General features: G+C 34.4%; 15 protein-coding genes and 1 tRNA gene. 11 read left to right on the forward strand and 5 right to left on the reverse strand.

The annotated features are described in order from the left end of the window. The 4 genes from Q0829_RS17240 to Q0829_RS17255 all read left to right on the forward strand — a co-directional run bounded on the left by Q0829_RS17240 (nucleotide 1) and on the right by Q0829_RS17255 (nucleotide 3312). On the forward strand, nucleotides 1-615 hold the full coding sequence (locus Q0829_RS17240; RefSeq protein WP_298545516.1) for a DUF4230 domain-containing protein: 615 nt from the start codon (nucleotides 1-3) through the stop codon (nucleotides 613-615). 5 nt (nucleotides 616-620) lie between these two features. Beyond that, the gene (locus Q0829_RS17245) at nucleotides 621-1031 is read left to right on the forward strand and encodes a GNAT family N-acetyltransferase (RefSeq protein ID WP_298545520.1); all 411 of its coding nucleotides are present in this window, start codon (nucleotides 621-623) and stop codon (nucleotides 1029-1031) included. Nucleotides 1032-1043: 12 nt separating this feature from the next. Further along, on the forward strand, nucleotides 1044-1400 hold the full coding sequence (locus Q0829_RS17250; protein WP_298545523.1) for an MmcQ/YjbR family DNA-binding protein: 357 nt from the start codon (nucleotides 1044-1046) through the stop codon (nucleotides 1398-1400). 142 nt (nucleotides 1401-1542) lie between these two features. Continuing rightward, nucleotides 1543-3312 carry a DNA mismatch repair protein MutS gene (locus Q0829_RS17255; RefSeq protein ID WP_298545525.1) on the forward strand — a complete coding sequence of 590 codons (1770 nt, stop codon included), beginning with the start codon at nucleotides 1543-1545 and terminating at the stop codon, nucleotides 3310-3312. On the opposite strand, the gene Q0829_RS17260 is transcribed toward Q0829_RS17255, so the two are convergent. Next, a complete protein-coding gene (locus Q0829_RS17260) occupies nucleotides 3286-4179 on the reverse strand; it encodes an AraC family transcriptional regulator (RefSeq protein WP_298545527.1) in 894 nt (297 codons plus the stop codon). The two genes, Q0829_RS17255 and Q0829_RS17260, sit on opposite strands and share 27 nt — an antisense overlap. A 107-nt stretch (nucleotides 4180-4286) precedes the next feature. On the opposite strand from Q0829_RS17260, the gene Q0829_RS17265 reads away from it, so the two are divergent. From Q0829_RS17265 to Q0829_RS17285, 5 genes are read left to right on the forward strand one after another with little or no spacing between them, the layout of a single operon-like run. Then, nucleotides 4287-5207 carry a dihydrodipicolinate synthase family protein gene (locus Q0829_RS17265; RefSeq protein WP_298545529.1) on the forward strand — a complete coding sequence of 307 codons (921 nt, stop codon included), beginning with the start codon at nucleotides 4287-4289 and terminating at the stop codon, nucleotides 5205-5207. 34 nt (nucleotides 5208-5241) lie between these two features. Continuing rightward, on the forward strand, nucleotides 5242-6825 hold the full coding sequence (locus Q0829_RS17270; protein ID WP_298545532.1) for an aldehyde dehydrogenase (NADP(+)): 1584 nt from the start codon (nucleotides 5242-5244) through the stop codon (nucleotides 6823-6825). Nucleotides 6826-6827: 2 nt separating this feature from the next. Beyond that, a complete protein-coding gene (locus Q0829_RS17275) occupies nucleotides 6828-7838 on the forward strand; it encodes a 4-hydroxyproline epimerase (protein ID WP_298545535.1) in 1011 nt (336 codons plus the stop codon). Nucleotides 7839-7883: 45 nt separating this feature from the next. Then, on the forward strand, nucleotides 7884-8246 hold the full coding sequence (locus Q0829_RS17280; protein ID WP_298545537.1) for a four helix bundle protein: 363 nt from the start codon (nucleotides 7884-7886) through the stop codon (nucleotides 8244-8246). Nucleotides 8247-8274: 28 nt separating this feature from the next. Beyond that, nucleotides 8275-9519 carry an FAD-dependent oxidoreductase gene (locus Q0829_RS17285; RefSeq protein WP_298545539.1) on the forward strand — a complete coding sequence of 415 codons (1245 nt, stop codon included), beginning with the start codon at nucleotides 8275-8277 and terminating at the stop codon, nucleotides 9517-9519. A gap of 152 nt (nucleotides 9520-9671) precedes the next feature. Here Q0829_RS17285 and Q0829_RS17290 read toward each other — a convergent pair whose 3' ends face one another. The 4 genes from Q0829_RS17290 to Q0829_RS17305 all read right to left on the reverse strand — a co-directional run bounded on the left by Q0829_RS17290 (nucleotide 9672) and on the right by Q0829_RS17305 (nucleotide 15038). After that, nucleotides 9672-10772: a DUF4407 domain-containing protein gene (locus Q0829_RS17290; RefSeq protein ID WP_298545541.1), complete on the reverse strand. Its 1101-nt coding sequence runs from the start codon at nucleotides 10770-10772 to the stop codon at nucleotides 9672-9674. Between the two features lie 126 nt (nucleotides 10773-10898). Continuing rightward, entirely contained in the window at nucleotides 10899-13019 is a 2121-nt protein-coding gene (locus Q0829_RS17295; RefSeq protein ID WP_298545544.1) for a M56 family metallopeptidase, read from the reverse strand. Next, nucleotides 13016-13387, reverse strand: a complete 372-nt coding sequence (locus Q0829_RS17300; RefSeq protein ID WP_118460108.1) for a BlaI/MecI/CopY family transcriptional regulator — start codon at nucleotides 13385-13387, stop codon at nucleotides 13016-13018. The genes Q0829_RS17295 and Q0829_RS17300 overlap by 4 nt, the downstream gene beginning before the upstream one ends. Before the next feature lie 256 nt (nucleotides 13388-13643). Beyond that, complete coding sequence (locus Q0829_RS17305; RefSeq protein WP_298545545.1) at nucleotides 13644-15038, reverse strand: dipeptidase; 1395 nt, start codon at nucleotides 15036-15038, stop codon at nucleotides 13644-13646. A 236-nt stretch (nucleotides 15039-15274) separates the two neighbouring features. Here Q0829_RS17305 and Q0829_RS17310 point away from each other — a divergent pair. After that, nucleotides 15275-15356 (forward strand) — tRNA-Leu (locus Q0829_RS17310). A gap of 264 nt (nucleotides 15357-15620) precedes the next feature. Beyond that, nucleotides 15621-16841, forward strand: coding sequence for a hypothetical protein (locus tag Q0829_RS17315; protein ID WP_298545549.1), 1221 nt, complete (start codon nucleotides 15621-15623; stop codon nucleotides 16839-16841). Nucleotides 16842-17180 lie beyond the last annotated feature (339 nt).

The following is a 17180-nucleotide window of genomic DNA, read 5'->3' on the forward strand; positions in this document are numbered from 1 at the left end:
ATGGAATTATTATTTATTGGTTTATTGATTGGTTCTGTTTTGGCATATTTTATTTTTTCCAGATTTAATGTGGCTAAAAAAAGGGCTAGTATACAGTCTCAATCCACTATACTAATGGAAAAAATTAGAAGTGTTTGTAAGCTTGTTACTGTCGAAGGTGATTTTGCCGAAATCTATCATTATGAAAGTGTAAAAGAAAAATTCTTTAAAACCATTAGAGGAAAGAAAAAAGCCTTAATTCTTATCGATGCAAAAGCACATGTAGGTTTTGATCTTTCTAAAATAAAATTAGATAGCGATACTAAAAACAAAAGAATCGTGCTAACTCAATTTCCAAAACCAAAACTACTAACCATAGAAACCGACTTTAAATATTATGATAAAAAAGAAGGCTGGCTTAATCCGATGACTTCTAATGATCTTACTGATATCAATCAAGAAGCTAAGCAATTTATTATCGATAAAATACCCGAAAGCGGATTAATCGAATCTGCTGGCAGAGAATTACTCACTGTTATTTCACTTATGGAAACTGTTGCAGAATCTATTGGTTGGACATTAGATTATTCTGCACTGGAGTTAAACAATGATCCTGAACAAAAGCTTATAAATTAAAACTGATGAGTATTATAATTTCTACAGAAAATTCGAAATTAGATATCGACTTTATTCATCAATTTTTGACCAATTCCTATTGGGCAAAAGGAAGAACGAAAGAAGAAGTAAGAACAACAACAGAACATTGCCTTAATTTTGGCGTTTATTTAGATGAACAACAGATTGGTTTTGCCAGAGTACTTACTGATTACACTGTATTTGGTTATCTAATGGATGTTTTCATTACAGAAAACCATAGAGGAAAAGGGTATTCAAAAAAATTAATGACAGCAATTTTAGAACATCCAGAATTGCAGAAGGTGGATCGATGGATGCTTGCCACAGCAGATGCTCATGGATTATATAAACAATTTGGATTTGATGTGTTACCCGATCCAAAGATGATTATGGGCAAAGGTAACATCAATAGATAATTACATAGAATAATGAATATAGAAGCTTTTAGAGAGTATTGTTTATCAAAAAAAGGAGTAACCGAAGAATTCCCTTTCGACGAAACAACACTAGTTTTTAAGGTAATGGGAAAGATGTTTGCATTAACAGGTTTGAATAGACTTCCTTTTAGTGTAAACCTAAAATGTGATCCAGATAAATCTATTGAACTTAGAGAATTCCATCCAGAAATCGAGCCTGGATACCACATGAGCAAAAAACACTGGAATACTGTTAACTTTTCAGGCAATTTAGCTACTAATATGCTATGCGAATTGATTGATCATTCTTATGACTTAGTAGTAAGCGGTTTAACCAAAAAAGCAAAGCAAGAATTAGAAAATTTATAAATTAAAAAAGAAGGAATAAAAAAGAAAAATAGTAACACATTGAGTGTAGTAAAAATGTTTTGAAAACTTCTGATAAAGATCTCTCAACTTCGCTCGAGATAACATAACTTATATTAGTGTATTTTCTTTTCCAATATATAATATGAACGACCCACAACAATTTTATAGATCCCAAATTGATCTCCATAAGATATCATTAAAAAAAGTAAAGAAACAACTTGCGGTTTCCAGTACAATTCGACTATTTGTATTTCTAGGTATTGCAGCAGGTATCTATTTTGGTTATCCCAATACTCAAATTATAATAGGAAGTATCGTAATAGGTATAACAGGATTTATTATTCTGGTAAATCGCCACACAGATTTGTCTTATATAAAAAATAAGCTTCAGAAATTGATTGATATTAACCAACTGGAGCTTGATGTTTTTGACGGTGATTATAATAAATTATCAACTGGGAAAAAATATATTGACCCTTCACATCCATATAGCCATGATATCGATTTATTTGGAGATCGATCTTTCTTTCAATATACTAATCGAACGACAACAGCTGCAGGAAAAAACAAATTAGCTGCAATATTAAGAAGTAACAATATTGAAGAGATACAACGTAAACAAGAAGCTATAAAAAACCTGTCTAAACTACCTGAATGGCGTCAGGAATTTAGTGCTATTGCATCTTTGGTTGACGTATCGGCTTCAGTTTCTACCATCCGAAAATGGTTACAACATTATGTTCCTTTTGTTCCTAAAATAATGCGAATACTTCCTACTGTTGTTTCTATAATTTCTGTGGCGATGTTAGTTTTATTGTTTCTGGAAATCATTACATTCCAAGTCTTTTTACTTTGGTTTTTTATTGGTTTAGGAATTACAGGATCTCAACTTAAAAAAATCAACATCCTATATAGCAAGTCCAATAAAGTAAAAGATACTTTCGAACAATATTATAAATTGGTCGATCAGATCGAGAAAAGTAATTTTGAAGCTACTTTACTTCAAGAAAAGCAGCAAGATGTAATCAATGAAACAGAAAAAGCATCTATAATATTAAAACAGTTTGCAAGTATCCTCAATGCTTTAGATCAACGAAATAATATGATGTTTGGAGTTTTAGCTAATGGTCTATTTCTTTGGGATATCCTTCAGTGTTACCGTATTGAAAAGTGGATAGCTACTCATCATGATAAAGTAGATCAATGGTTCGAAGTTATTGCGTTTTTTGATGCCTATAACTCCTTAGGAAATTTTGCTTTTAACAACCCGGACTATGTATATCCGGAACTAACTACAGAAGGTATAATTCTTAATGCTCAGGAATTAGGACATCCTATGCTAAATGCAGAAAAACGAATAGATAACGACATTACTATTTCCAAAGAAGAATTTTTCATCATTACTGGCGCTAATATGGCTGGAAAAAGTACATTTTTAAGAACCGTAGCATTACAGATTGTAATGTCTAATATCGGTCTGCCGATTTGTGCAAAATCTTGTATATATCGACCTATCAAATTGATCACAAGTATGAGAACCTCAGATTCACTAAGTGATGATGCTTCTTATTTCTTTTCAGAGCTAACACAACTTAAAAAAATCGTTGATGCATTGCAAAATGATGAATATTTTATCATTCTTGATGAAATCTTAAAGGGAACAAACAGTAAAGATAAAGCAGCAGGATCTCGTAAATTTGTAGAAAGATTGGTCAAAGCCAACGCTACTGGAATTATAGCCACTCACGATTTAAGCTTATGCGAAATAGCATCAGAATTAAAAGAAGTAAAGAACAGATTCTTTGATGCGCAAATTGTAGATGATGAACTATATTTTGATTATAAATTCAAAGATGGTATTTGTCAAAATATGAATGCTTCCTTTCTATTGAACAAAATGGGAATCGTATAATCTCTTTTTATAGTTAGAAGGAGTAATCCCTTTTATTTCCTTAAACTTTCTATTAAAATTGGATAAATTTTTAAAGCCGCTATTATAAGAAGCTTCGGATATAGTAATCTCTGTTTCTTTAGATAGTAATCTGCAAACATTTTCAATTCTGACTTCGATCAAAAATTGAAAAAACGTTTTGTTTGTTCGCTGTTTAAAATAACGACAAAAGGCATTTGGAGTCATATGAGCGAGATCCGCTACTTCCTTAAGTGAAAAATCTCTATTAAATTCATTCATCACCGTCTGAAAAACTCTGGCCATACGCTTCCCTTCATTATCTGTATACGCTCTTTTTGAAATAAATGAAGATATGGTTTCGATCTTTGCTGTTTTTAATAGTTTTAAGATCTTCAGAAAAATGGTAAAACGATCTAGTCTTTCCTCTTTCTTAAGAATTTTAAGGAATTGCTTTTTTATTTTTTGTTTTTTTGAAAGCACTCGGATTCCGTATACCGAACTTCTAAAAAAATTCGATAAATCTTCAAATTCAGGGAGCTCAAAAAACATATTCCCAAAAGATTCCTTAGTAAAAAAAAGAGAAATCATATACGATTCCTGATCTGACACTGCACTTTGTAATACATGAGGAACATTGCTACCAAAAACCAAAATATCATCAGGTCTATAATCAGTAATTGTATCGCCGACTATAACGCTACCTTCTCCAGATATAATAATAGAAATCTGTATTTCTTCATGCTGATGAAATTTATCATATAAGACAATTTCCTTATCTTCTTGAACGATTAAAGTATCCGTTGAAGATTTTGGTATTTTAAAAGGTAAAACTTTCATTATAGCAATATCTACTTCAATATTAATCATAATTAAGCAAATTAACACAATAGGAGATAATATAGTATTACTATAGGATAATTTCGAGATATCCTTACATCTAAATTGACAATATATTTGACCCAAAATTATAAGGAATGGTTATAGATTGGAAAGGCGTAATGCCAGCTGTTACTACAAAGTTTACAAATGAGGATACTTTGGATCTGGAAATGTTTACTACAAATATCGAAGCACAACTAGATGCTGGAGTTCACGGTATTATCTTAGGAGGAACTTTAGGAGAAGCCAGTACTCTGGATAATTCTGAAAAAAGTACATTGGTAAAAACTACGGTAAATATTGTAAAAAGTAGAATTCCGGTGATTATTAATATTGCAGAACAAAGCACAAAAGGCGCTATTGAAGCGGCTCGTAAAGCCGAAGAAGATGGAGCAAATGGGTTAATGATGCTACCACCGATGCGCTATAAAGCCGGAGATAGAGAAACAGTGACTTATTTTAAAGAAGTTGCAGAAAGTACCGATTTACCTATTATGATCTATAATAATCCTGTAGATTATAAAATTGAAGTGACCTTAGATATGTTCGAAGAACTTATCGAACTGGATAATATTCAGGCAGTAAAAGAGTCTACCCGAGATATTTCTAACATTACTCGTTTAAAAAATCGATTTGGAGATCGTATAAAAATTCTTAGTGGAGTAGATACCTTAGCACTCGAAAGTTTATTGATGGGTGCGGATGGATGGGTTGCTGGATTAGTTTGTGCTTTTCCTAAAGAAACCGTAGCAATTTATGAACTGCAAAAAGCGGGAAGAATTAAAGAAGCAATAGCTATCTATCGTTGGTTTTTACCATTGCTTGAATTAGATATAAACCCTAAATTAGTACAAAACATAAAACTAGCAGAAGTTGCTACCGGAATTGGTACCGAGAATGTACGAGCTCCCAGACTTCCTCTGGTTGGAGAAGAACGTAAAAAGGTGTTGGAGGTTATTGAAAATGGAATAAAAACAAGACCTGTTTTACCAGATTATAAAGCTTTGGCTTATTAAAAAATCATACAACTAACTCATTAATTCAATACCCATGATAACTGGTAAAAACTATATAGGAAATCAACTTTCTTCTGAAGGAAGTAAAACATATACCACTTTTAATCCCAAACTGAACATTGAAAACGCAGTTGTGTTTTATGAGGCGTCTTCAGAGGAAATAGAAAAAACAGTGTCATTGGCTTCCAAAGCTTTTGAATCCTTCAAAAAAGTTTCTGGTACTAAAAAAGCTGAATTTCTAAATGCTATTGCCGACGAAATTTTGGCATTGGATCAAACTCTTATTGAAACCTATATATCAGAAACAGGATTACCAGAAGGCAGAGCAAAAGGTGAACGTGGCAGAACCATAGGACAACTAAGAATGTTTGCAGAATTAGTTGCCAAAGGTTCTTGGGTAGAAGCTACAATCGATACTTCGGATTTGGAAAGAAAACCAATCCCAAAACAAGATATTCGTAAAATGATGGTTCCATTGGGTCCAGTAGTCGTTTTTGGAGCTAGTAATTTCCCATTAGCATATTCTACTGCAGGAGGAGATACTGCCGCTGCATTGGCAGCAGGATGTCCTGTAATTGTAAAATCGCATCCTATGCATGCTGGAACAGGCGAATTAGTTGCATCAGCTATTATCAAAGCCGCACAAAAAACCGGAATGCCTAATGGTGTATTTTCTAATCTCAATAGCTCAGGAATTGAAGTTGGAGTTCAATTAGTTAAACACCCAAAAGTAAAAGCTGTCGGTTTTACAGGAAGTATTAACGGAGGAAGAGCTCTTTTTGATTTAGCATCTCAACGACCAGAACCTATTCCTGTTTTTGCAGAAATGGGAAGCGTAAACCCTGTTATACTGCTCCCTAAAGCAACAGCATCTAAAGGTGAAGGTCTCGCTAAAACATACGCACAATCCATCACATTAGGAACAGGGCAATTTTGTACAAACCCTGGTTTGATTTTAGGAATAAAAGGTGATGCGCTTGATAAATTCATAAGCGTTCTTTCTGATGAAATCGTAAAGATTGAACCTTCTTGTATGTTACATCCGAATATCATTGGTAATTATGAAAAAAACAAAGCCAATGCCTTACAACAAAATGGATTGATGGTAACTGCCAAGTATGAAAATGATGTCGCTGTTAATCATGCAAGACAAACAGTAACTACTGTAGAAGGAAAAACCTTTTTAGAAAACGCTACTTTACATCAGGAAGTATTTGGTCCTTTTTCTATGGTAGTCCAATGCGCAGATATAAGCGAATTAGAAAACATCATTAATAATCTGGAAGGTCAGTTAACGGGAACAATACTAGCAGAAAATGAAGAAGCCGATACCTATATTTCTGTAATCGAAGCACTACAGAATCGTGTTGGGAGAATTATATTCAATGGTGTACCTACTGGTGTAGAAGTTTGTCCCGCTATGCTTCACGGAGGTCCATATCCTGCATCTACAGATAGTAGATTTACAGCTGTTGGTATAGATTCTATAAAACGTTGGGTAAGACCATTAAGCTATCAAAGCTGGCCAAATTCTCTTTTACCCAAAGAACTTCAGAACGAAAACCCTCTAAAGATATCTCGTTTAGTAAATGGTAAACAAACTCATGATACTATTTAATCATGTCCAGAACGAAGTATACATGTATTGATGCACATACCTGCGGAAATCCGGTAAGAGTTGTAACCACAGGACATCCAGATCTTAAGGGAAGTTCTATGAGTGAAAAGCGACAGCATTTCTTAAAAGAATATGATTGGATTCGAACTGGGTTAATGTTTGAACCTCGTGGTCATGATATGATGAGCGGCAGCTTTTTATTTGAACCACATGATTCCAAAAATGACTTTGCTATCTTATTTATTGAAACATCAGGTTGTTTACCGATGTGTGGTCACGGAACTATTGGTACTATTACGATTGCAATCGAAGAAGGTTTAATTCAACCTAAAATACCAGGCAAAATAAGAATGGAAGCTCCAGCAGGATTGGTCGAAATCGAATATCAACAAAATGGAAGTAAAGTAGATTGGGTAAAACTCAAAAATGTAAAATCATATCTAGCCGAAGAAAATTTGGTGATTGATTGTCCGGAATTAGGCGAAATTGTCTTTGATGTTTCTTATGGAGGTAATTATTATGCCATTATAGATCCTCAGAAAAATTTTAATGGAATACAGGACTTCACCGCTTCTAAATTAATCCAATACTCCCAGACGATTCGAGATCGAATCAATAAAGAATATCCAGATCGCTTTATTCATCCAGAAAATGAAACTATTAGGGATGTTAGTCACATTCTCTGGACCGGAGATCCAATCGATCCCAGTTCTTCTGGAAGAAATGCAGTTTTTTATGGAGATAAAGCGATAGATCGTTCTCCTTGCGGAACAGGAACCTCTGCAAGGATGGCGCAATTATATGCGAAAGGAAAATTAAAAAAAGGACAAGAATTTATCCATGAAAGTTTTATTGGTTCTAAGTTTATAGGAAGAATCGAAGAGGAAACCGAGCTCGATAATCAAAAAGCTATTATTCCAAGTGTGCAGGGATGGGCAAAAATTTATGGGTACAATACGATCATTATTGATGATAAAGATGATCCCTATGCACATGGATTTCAGGTTATATAGATATTTAAGGAGCTAATGAATTAATGCAAAAATGAATTAATAAAAATGGAAAAACAACAGTTCATTGAAAAGTTTAAAAAACGAACCAAAAAACTATCCGTTGATATTATTTTAATGTATAATAATCTGAAAAAATCAGAAGCTACAAGAGTTATTGGTTATCAAATTATAAAAAGTGCCACATCAACCGCTGCTAATTATAGAGCTTCTTGTATCGCTCGATCTAAAAAAGAATTTTATTCTAAAATCTCTATCACAACTGAAGAAGCGGATGAAACTGTGTTTTGGTTAGAAGTTTTAAAAGATTCAGGATTAGCATCTGAAAAAATAATTGATCCACTTTTAAATGAGGCAGAAGAAATTCTAAAGGTAGTTTCCAAAGCTAGAAAAAACACAACATTTAATTAATTCATTGTATCATTTATACATTAAAACATTGAAAAAAACTGTTATCATAGGAGGAGGAATAATCGGGCTTTGTTCGGCATACTACCTGCATAAGGAAGGTCATGATGTAACTGTCATAGATCAATCTTCTATGGATTTTGGAGCTTCCTATGTTAATGCGGGTTATCTCACTCCAAGCCATATTATTCCTTTAGCAGCACCTGGAGTAATGAAAAAAGGAATTCAATGGATGTTTAATTCCCGAAGTCCTTTGTTTATAAAACCTCGCTTAAATTCTCATTTCTTGCAATGGTCATGGGCCTTTAACAAATCGTGTTCTTCAGAAAATGTAGCCCGCAGTATTTCCTCTATTAAAGATATAAATCTATTAAGTAGAGATCTATATGCCGAAATTAAAGAACAAGAGGGTTTTGACTTTCATTTAGAACGAAAAGGCTTATTAATGCTTTGTCAAACCGACAAGATGTTAGAAGAGGAAATTCATGTAGGAGAAATTGCGAAGAAAGAAGGCTTACCTGTTAAAACGCTTTCTCTTGGAGAATTAAAACAAATGGAACCTAACATACAACTACATGCTAAAGGTGCGGTATTGTATGAATGTGATGGACACACCACTCCACATCTATTTATGGAAGAAATGATAGCTTATCTAGAAGTTTCTGGTGTTACCTTTCGAAAAAACGAAAAGATCAATGATATTACTATAAGTAATGGTAAAATTATTTCGGTAACAAGTTCTTCAAATACATATACGGCAGATGAATTTATATTAGCCGCTGGTTCGTGGTCTAAATTACTAAGTAAAAAACTTGGTATCAAATTACTGCTGGAAGCAGGAAAAGGATATCGAATAAACGCTAAAAGAGATTTAGGAATTACAATGCCTACAATTTTAGCTGAAGCTAAAGTGGCAGTTACACCAATGCAAGGATTTACCCGTTTTGCAGGAACCATGGAAATTGCAGGAATTAATCATGATATTAACAAAGTAAGAGTCCAAGCTATTGCCGATGCAGCTCATAAATACTATCCGGATATCGTTCTTACTGATGACGAAAAGAATGATGCTGCTTGTGGATTACGACCTGTCTCTCCAGATGGAATGGCTTATATTGGCAAATCCAGCAAATGCAAAAATCTAACCATCGCCACTGGTCATGCGATGATGGGTTGGAGTATGGGTCCAGCTACAGGAAAATTAGTTTCTGAAATTATCTCTGATAAAAAAACGTCCCTTAATTTAGATGTATATCACCCTGATCGGAAATTTTAATATTATTCATTAAACAAAGTACTATATGTCACACCGAGCGGAGTCGAGGTGTCAATGAACTTGCGAAGCTCTCGACTCCGCTCGAGATGACAGAAAAAACTTATCTTTAGACCTAGCAGGTTTTAGAAACCAGTTAGGTCTTTTATTATACATTACAATATTCCTGTTTGTCTCTTATAAAAAGCATCTTGTTGCTTTTGCATTAATTCTCTTGCAATTTTCTTTTTGTATTGATACAATTCATCTTCTTCTGCTATATCACCATATACTCTATCATTAACAGTATGATCTGTTGTCAACAGTATTTTGCGTTGATCTGCTTTCTGTGCTGTCCAGGTTTTTATTTCACCTTCTACATCCTCGATTTTAAAATCGTATTCTCCCTTTGGCGAAAGTAATTTTGCAAAAATCGGAGAGGTTTCGATAGCCAAAAACAATAAAAAGATAAAAAATGAAGGTAACCAAGGTAATTCATTAAGCGCATTCACTCTTGCCATTAATCCATCAAAATTATCAATTATAGGTTGAGAATCTTCTACTTGTTTATCATAGGCTGATGCCAATTCCGTCTTTTGTACTTCTAAACCTGCGATTTTTTCGGCATTTGTTTTCTTTAACTCTACCAACTGTGCTAGCATCGCATCATGCTTTTCTCTTTTCTCTTTATAAACAGGACCTTTACCTACAAGCTCAGTTCCTTTTCTGCCTTCTGCTTCTGCGATATAAGTTTCATAAAGCTCATTTACTTCTGTTTCTTTAGTAGTTACTTCTTGTTTTAAACCAGCTATTTCAGTATCAATACCTTCAACAATTGGTGTGTATTGTGTTGCTATTTGTTCTTGATTTGCTAATGTTAGATCATTTTTTTGCTCCAGCAGCACCTGATCAATTTCCTTTTCAAAAATCTTTAATTCCAACGGTTTTGAAATAACAACGGCTATGATTACTGCTAAAACAATTCGAGGTGATGCCTGCAAAAGTTCATCCAAAAAATTATCTTTTTTCTTGATCGTTGATACAATGAATCGATCCAGATTAAAGATCAGTAGTCCCCATACTACTCCAAAGAAAATCGCTGTAAAATAATTATCAAATACAGTGTATAAAGCATAGCTAGCTGCTAAAAACGCCATAAGCGCTGTAAAAAATACGGTTGCACCGATACCGGCATACTTGTTTTGTTCTCCATTAGAGCTATCAGCCAGTATATCGGCATCTGCTCCGGAGCACATAATAAAAAATTGTTTTAACATAATCTAAGGGTGTTTTTTGATAGATAATAGATGTATAACGTTGATTTTAAGCCAAATGTTGCGCAAAAAACCCCACCGAGGTGAGGTTTTGTATAATTTGTATACTTAATGATCCCCAAATGTCGATCAATCTTTAAGTTTCACTTTTGATTTTCCATTTTTTGTAGATGCATCTATGGAAAGGTTGTTATTAGAATCTTCTACAAGTTTAAGCGCTTCTTTGGCAGAAATTTGTTTCCCGTTATAATAAAAATCAGCATCTTTTTTAGCCATCTTTTCTATTAATTTATCAGGTGAATGGTTCCTGGCTACCCTCATAGCTTGGAGTTCTGCTTTCCTGGCTTCCATCTCAGCTCGTCTTGCACTTTTTCTTACTTCCATCTCAGCTTTACGAGCTTGCATTTCTGCCTTTCTCATGGCTTTTCTGGATTCAGCTTCTGCTTTTAGCATTGCTGACCTTGATTGTAATTCAGCTTTTCTGGCAGTTCTTTCCGCTTCCATAGCCGCTTTTCTAGCTGATTGCTCAGCTCTTAACGCTTCATGCTCTTGAGAATTTCTGGCTTCTTTTCTAGCTAGCTCTCTAGTTAACTTAGCTTCTTCCTGAGCTAGAGATCTTGCCTGACGTGCTTCTCTGACAGCAAGTACTCTTGCTTTTTCAGCTACTTCTCTAGCTTCTTCTGCACTAAGCCTTGCCCTACCTGCGGCAATTTCTTGCTCCATTCTAGCTTCTTCTGCCCTAAGCATTGCCTCTTCTCTTTGAAGATTAGCTCGTTCTCTTTCAATTTCTGCCCGTTCTCTTTCAGTCTCTGCTTGTTCCTTTTCTTCTTCTGTCCAATCTTCTTTTTCTGATAAAAGAATTTCGGCATAACCATTGTCAGTCTTAATCCTTTTAGTTTTTTTAGATTTCCCCTCAATAACATTTTTCTCTGTTGGTGGTGTAGGTGGAGGAATATTACTTTTCTCACCTTTTTTCACTTTTGGAGCTTCTGGTGGCGGTGGTGGTGGCGGGATATCACTTTTCTCACCTTTCATTACCTTTGGAGCCTCTAATACAGGAGGTGGAGGTGGTATATCAGGAAACTGATCAACTCCTTTACGCTGCTCTGTAGTCATATCCCTGTAAATTTTTATCATACGATAAATCTCACTCTCTTGTACAATAATCGGCTTATTCCCTTTGATTTTAGCGTTTAAATCCTTCGCCCAAGCATTATATTCTTTTACCATTTCATCCGTTACTCCATCCTGAAAACTGTTTTGATTTTCATTTAGAGAACTCTGTTCTTCTTTATCTTTTAAAACTATAACAGAAGACCCATTTTCCGTTATAGGATTCACCATGGCTGGACTTGTAATTTCATCAATCGGCTGCACTATTTCTTTAGCTACTATTTCGTTATTAAAAAATAGTATACATAGTGCTAAAACAGGCATTAATGTAGCCAATTTTAGCACTGTTCTTTTTTTAGAAAACTCTTTTGTCATCATTTGTAATCGTTTTTTTGTTAATGAATAATTAATAGGACTCGATAATACAGTTTGATTAGAACTGTTGGGGTAATTAAGGAGTAACTCAAAGTAATTTTGTATTGAAAATCGCTGTTTCAATACGTTTTGGTCTGCAAGAAACTCGTGGTTTAGCTTTATTGATCTTTTTATAAAAATAAATAAAGGATTAAACCAAAAAATTACTTGCAGAACCTCTACAAACAGTATGTCTAATGTATGTCTTTGTAATACATGTGTTTTTTCGTGAAGCAATACTTCTTCAGGGATATTTTTATCCTGAAATTCTTTTTTAGATACGAAAATATAGCTTAGAAACGTATGAGGAACTATTGAATTACTCAATAATACGTTAACATGTGATGGTTCTTTTAGTTGTTCGTTCGTTATAATCTTTTTAGAAATGTCTGTGATATTTCGGATAAATCGGAAACCAAATACCAAAAAACCAATCCCGTATATAGTGCACAAAATAACAGTCAGATAATCAACAGGAGTTTGAGTAATTTCTGTATCAGGTTCTATTAGTAATGGAGTTGCTATTTCTGAAATTATTTCTGGCTGAGCAATGACTTTAACTTCATATGTAAGTGTAATCAATGGCATGATACATGCAAAAATCAAACTGAATAACAGGTAAAATCTCTTTACAAAATGAATATTTTCCTTTTCCAGAAACAGCTTAAAGAATGCCCATAGGAGCATCAAACAAAGTGATGATTTAATTATATACGCTATCATTTTTGTTTCTTTAAAAGTTCTTGGTCTACAATCTTTTTAAGTTCTTCTAATTCTGAAGTTGATAAGTTCGTTTCTGAAGTAAAAAAGGATGCAAACTGTGAAGCGGAGTCATTAAAAAAATTCTTTATCAAGCCGTTTACATGTTTAGAAAAATAATCTGTCTTTTTTACTAGAGGATAATATTCTCTAGACTTTCCGTACAACGTATATGCTATAAATCCTTTATCAGCCATTCTCTTAAGCAAAGTAGCAACCGTTGTCGTTGCAGGCTTGGGCTCTGGAAAAGCGTCTAGTAAATCTTTCATAAAAGCTTTCTCTAGCTTCCAGAGGTATTTCATTAATTGTTCTTCTGCTTTGGATAACTGCATTACTCTACATTGTTAGAATTAACTCTACAAATGTAGAATAAAAAATTACAATTCCAAATATTTTAATAAAAAAATACCTGTTAGGCTATTAAAACCTGACAGGTATCTTACTATTTGCGTTAGGGATAAGAGCCCTTCGACTTCGCTCAGGACAGGCTTTCATCCTTTTTTATCAAGTACCCTTCGAGAACCTCAGGGTACTTGATAAAAAAGATATAGCGGATAGCCCGACCCTGATTAGAATCAGGGTAACGCCCTACTTATCTTTGCTCATCTCTGTAAAATACTTATAGAACAATGGAATTGTCTCTATACCTTTTAAGTAGTTCCAAACCCCGAAATGCTCATTAGGTGAATGGATGGCATCGCTATCTAATCCAAATCCCATAAGAATGGTTTTACTTTTCAATTCTTTTTCGAATAAAGAAACAATCGGAATACTTCCTCCACTTCGTTGCGGAATAGGAGCCTTACCAAAAGTATCCTGATAGGCCATACTCGCAGCTTTGTATCCAATATTATCTATTGGTGTAACATATCCTTGTCCACCGTGGTGCGGAGTTACCTTTACGGTAACTGCTTCTGGTGCGATACTTTCGAAATGGTTCTTGAACAACTCAGTGATTTCCTTCCAATCCTGGTTTGGTACCAAACGCATCGAAATTTTTGCGTACGCCTTGCTAGCAATAACCGTCTTGGCTCCTTCTCCGGTATACCCACCCCAAATTCCGTTTACATCCAGTGTTGGACGTATAGAATTACGCTCATTGGTTGTATATCCTTCTTCACCATACACCGCGTTAATATCTAATGATTTCTTATATGCTTCCAAAGAAAAGGGTGCTTTCGCCATTTCTGCACGCTCTTCTTTAGAAAGTTCTTCTACTTTATCATAAAAACCAGGAATTGTAATATGATTATTCTCATCGTGCAATGAGGCTATCATTTTGGTCAGGATATTAATTGGATTGGCTACTGCACCTCCATACAATCCGCTATGTAAATCTCTGTTGGGTCCAGTAACTTCAACTTCTACATAACTTAACCCTCTTAATCCTGTTGTGATCGACGGAACATCTTTAGCAATCATACCTGTATCACTGATGAGAATTACATCATTTGATAATTTATCTTGATTTCTTTCTACAAACCACCCCAGACTATTACTTCCTACTTCTTCTTCGCCTTCGATCATAAACTTTACATTACAGGGAAGCTGATTTGTTTTGGTCATCATTTCCATAGCTTTTACATGCATATACATTTGCCCTTTATCATCACAAGAACCTCTGGCAAAAATTGCTCCCTCAGGATGTAATTCTGTTTTTTTGATTACTGGTTCAAAAGGTGGGCTATCCCAAAGATCAATTGGATCTGGTGGTTGTACATCATAATGTCCGTAGACCAAAACTGTAGGAAGATCAGGGTTTATCATCTTTTCTCCATAGACAATCGGATATCCCGGAGTTTCGCATATTTCTACAAGATCGCAGCCAGCATTCTCCAGGCTTTTCTTTATTTCATCAGCTGTTTTAATAACATCTTTTTCATATACTGAGTCTGCACTAATAGATGGTATTTTCAGTAGTTCTAAAAGTTCGTTGATGAAACGATCTTTATGTTCTTGAACGTAAGAATTCGTATGTTGCATTTGGATTGAGTTAATTTTGTCTAAAAGTACTAATACCAATTCTTATATGAAATAATAGCATAAAATAGTTTCTTTATTGTATAAAACCAAAATAACTCTATGTATCAAAACATCATTTCATATAAGAATTGATAGGAAAGTTTATATTTTTTTTGTTGAGACTTTTTATTTTAAAAGTATTGTTTATATTTGCACTCGCTTTTGCAGATAGTCCTAAGTTTTGTAAAAGTTTTAATGCGGGCGTGGTGGAATTGGTAGACACGCTAGACTTAGGATCTAGTGCCGCGAGGTGTGGGAGTTCGAGTCTCCCCGCCCGCACAGCAAAGAAAAGCCGACTTTAACGAGTCGGCTTTTTTGTTTGGGGTAAAACATAGGTAAAACAATTTTCACTTGGAAAACTCTTAGAATCACTAAAGTTTTATTTCTGTACTATTAAAATCTACTGCATTTTTAATACATTTTGAACCTTTTTCAGGCTCAAAGACACAATCTATTGCAAAAATTAGCAACAAGTTCCTTTCTTTGAAAAGCAAGCTTTCATGATGGAATTAAATATTTTTTCTTTGGAGAAATCTTTTACCTATGTTAGTCTCAACGAATCAAAGCCCAAAAATCTATTTTGATTTTACTAAAGTGTTTACAAAAACAAAACAATTTGTAGATAATCATAATTTCAAACATATTGCTCTCAAAGATAGATTGAATTCCAATCACAGAGCTACTGCTGAGTTAATAACGAGATTGTATACAAAACAGCTTAACAACGCGATTCAACTAGGGAATGATGTATCTGAGGAGCTTCCTCCTTTTACGACTTACAATCCAAGCCTTGCCAGTTGCAAAGGCTGCACTGTACGAACGATTATTAATCACAAAGAACGGCTCAAAGCTTCAGGGTTTATAATCAAAGAAGAACATAGAGGTAAAACAGGTATTGCATTATGGATAAATCCTGAGGTATTCTCTACCCCAATGTTATCAACAAAATCTTTAGAAAATCAGATTCAAAAACAACCAAAATCTTCACTTTATGAGCAAAGAGTGAAAAATTTACCCCCTTTAGTTCATGAACAACAAGAACAAAAAAATAATAATAGCAGTGTGGATAAGCTAATAACCCAAAAAGAAGAAAGAATTCACCAAAAAGTTCACAACACAAATCACAACTCCGTTACAGGAACATACCAGGAACAAAACATGAACACGAGGGAAAGTCGACCATCCGACTCACGAAAACAAATCAGGCGTACGAAAAATTCAAACGCTCAGGAGTCGGAGTCGGCTTTTTTATTAGGATTGGTGAAAGATTTCTGGAACTACAGCAAAGCCGTATTGTATCCGGACAAGATACTCAGTGAGCCTGAGGAAAGAGAAATTCTGAACCAAATCTGGGCATCGGTGTATCGTAAATTCAAAGTACAAGGAAGTCAAAAAGATTGGGAAGGGTATCAGGAAATTCTTTACAAACGAATAGATATGGTTGCACGTTATTTGGAACGCAATCCAAATCGATGGGTAGCGCCCCCACATTTGTATTTTCATCCAGAAAACAAACGCAATGGTTTTGCAAAAACGTATAATTGGTTTCTCAAACAGGAAACCCTAAAACGTGAGATTAGAAATCAAATCCTCATTCAAAAAACAGATCAAGAATGGAAAGATCATAAAAATGGCAAAGGAAAACATAAGCACAAATCACGTTTACAATTATTCAGAATCCAACAACAACGGTTGTCTACCTACAAAGATGATGCTTTACTAAGTGTTTACCAGCAAAGTTTACAGCGTAACCTAAAATTGTAAACAATTAGATAAAGTACTTTTGAAGCAGTAACAACCTCTCATCAACAAACTTGCAGTTATTCAATTTTTTGTCTTTCACAAAAACCTACAGCCGCGTTACCAGCAAGTCACTGATTTTAGTTCAGTTCCCTATATTTCTAATGATATTTTCTTATTGAGCAGGTTAGTTTTGTTCTAGAGTGTTTCAGTCATTAAAAGATTTGCAACTTTTATATAGATGGACAACTTATTAATTTACAAACCTATGATTTAAATATTAACCTAACGTAAGAAAAAAAGTGTTGATAAACTGTCAATACACAATAGTACGAATCCCCACTAGCCCATACAGCAAAAAAA

This window comes from uncultured Aquimarina sp., assembly GCF_947492405.1.
In the GTDB taxonomy this organism is placed as follows: Bacteria; Bacteroidota; Bacteroidia; order Flavobacteriales; family Flavobacteriaceae; genus Aquimarina.

Excerpts from the sequence above, each read along its gene's own strand:
- Q0829_RS17255 (WP_298545525.1), top strand. The coding sequence starts at position 1,543 with ATGAACGACCCACAACAATTTTATAGATCCCAAATTGATCTCCATAAG.
- Q0829_RS17270 (WP_298545532.1), top strand. The coding sequence starts at position 5,242 with ATGATAACTGGTAAAAACTATATAGGAAATCAACTTTCTTCTGAAGGA.
- Q0829_RS17300 (WP_118460108.1), bottom strand. The coding sequence starts at position 13,387 with ATGCAGTTATCCAAAGCAGAAGAACAATTAATGAAATACCTCTGGAAG.
- Q0829_RS17240 (WP_298545516.1), top strand. The coding sequence starts at position 1 with ATGGAATTATTATTTATTGGTTTATTGATTGGTTCTGTTTTGGCATAT.
- Q0829_RS17295 (WP_298545544.1), bottom strand. The coding sequence starts at position 13,019 with ATGATAGCGTATATAATTAAATCATCACTTTGTTTGATGCTCCTATGG.
- Q0829_RS17260 (WP_298545527.1), bottom strand. The coding sequence starts at position 4,179 with ATGATTAATATTGAAGTAGATATTGCTATAATGAAAGTTTTACCTTTT.
- Q0829_RS17265 (WP_298545529.1), top strand. The coding sequence starts at position 4,287 with ATGGTTATAGATTGGAAAGGCGTAATGCCAGCTGTTACTACAAAGTTT.
- Q0829_RS17275 (WP_298545535.1), top strand. The coding sequence starts at position 6,828 with ATGTCCAGAACGAAGTATACATGTATTGATGCACATACCTGCGGAAAT.
- Q0829_RS17250 (WP_298545523.1), top strand. The coding sequence starts at position 1,044 with ATGAATATAGAAGCTTTTAGAGAGTATTGTTTATCAAAAAAAGGAGTA.
- Q0829_RS17315 (WP_298545549.1), top strand. The coding sequence starts at position 15,621 with ATGTTAGTCTCAACGAATCAAAGCCCAAAAATCTATTTTGATTTTACT.
- Q0829_RS17245 (WP_298545520.1), top strand. The coding sequence starts at position 621 with ATGAGTATTATAATTTCTACAGAAAATTCGAAATTAGATATCGACTTT.
- Q0829_RS17305 (WP_298545545.1), bottom strand. The coding sequence starts at position 15,038 with ATGCAACATACGAATTCTTACGTTCAAGAACATAAAGATCGTTTCATC.
- Q0829_RS17280 (WP_298545537.1), top strand. The coding sequence starts at position 7,884 with ATGGAAAAACAACAGTTCATTGAAAAGTTTAAAAAACGAACCAAAAAA.
- Q0829_RS17290 (WP_298545541.1), bottom strand. The coding sequence starts at position 10,772 with ATGTTAAAACAATTTTTTATTATGTGCTCCGGAGCAGATGCCGATATA.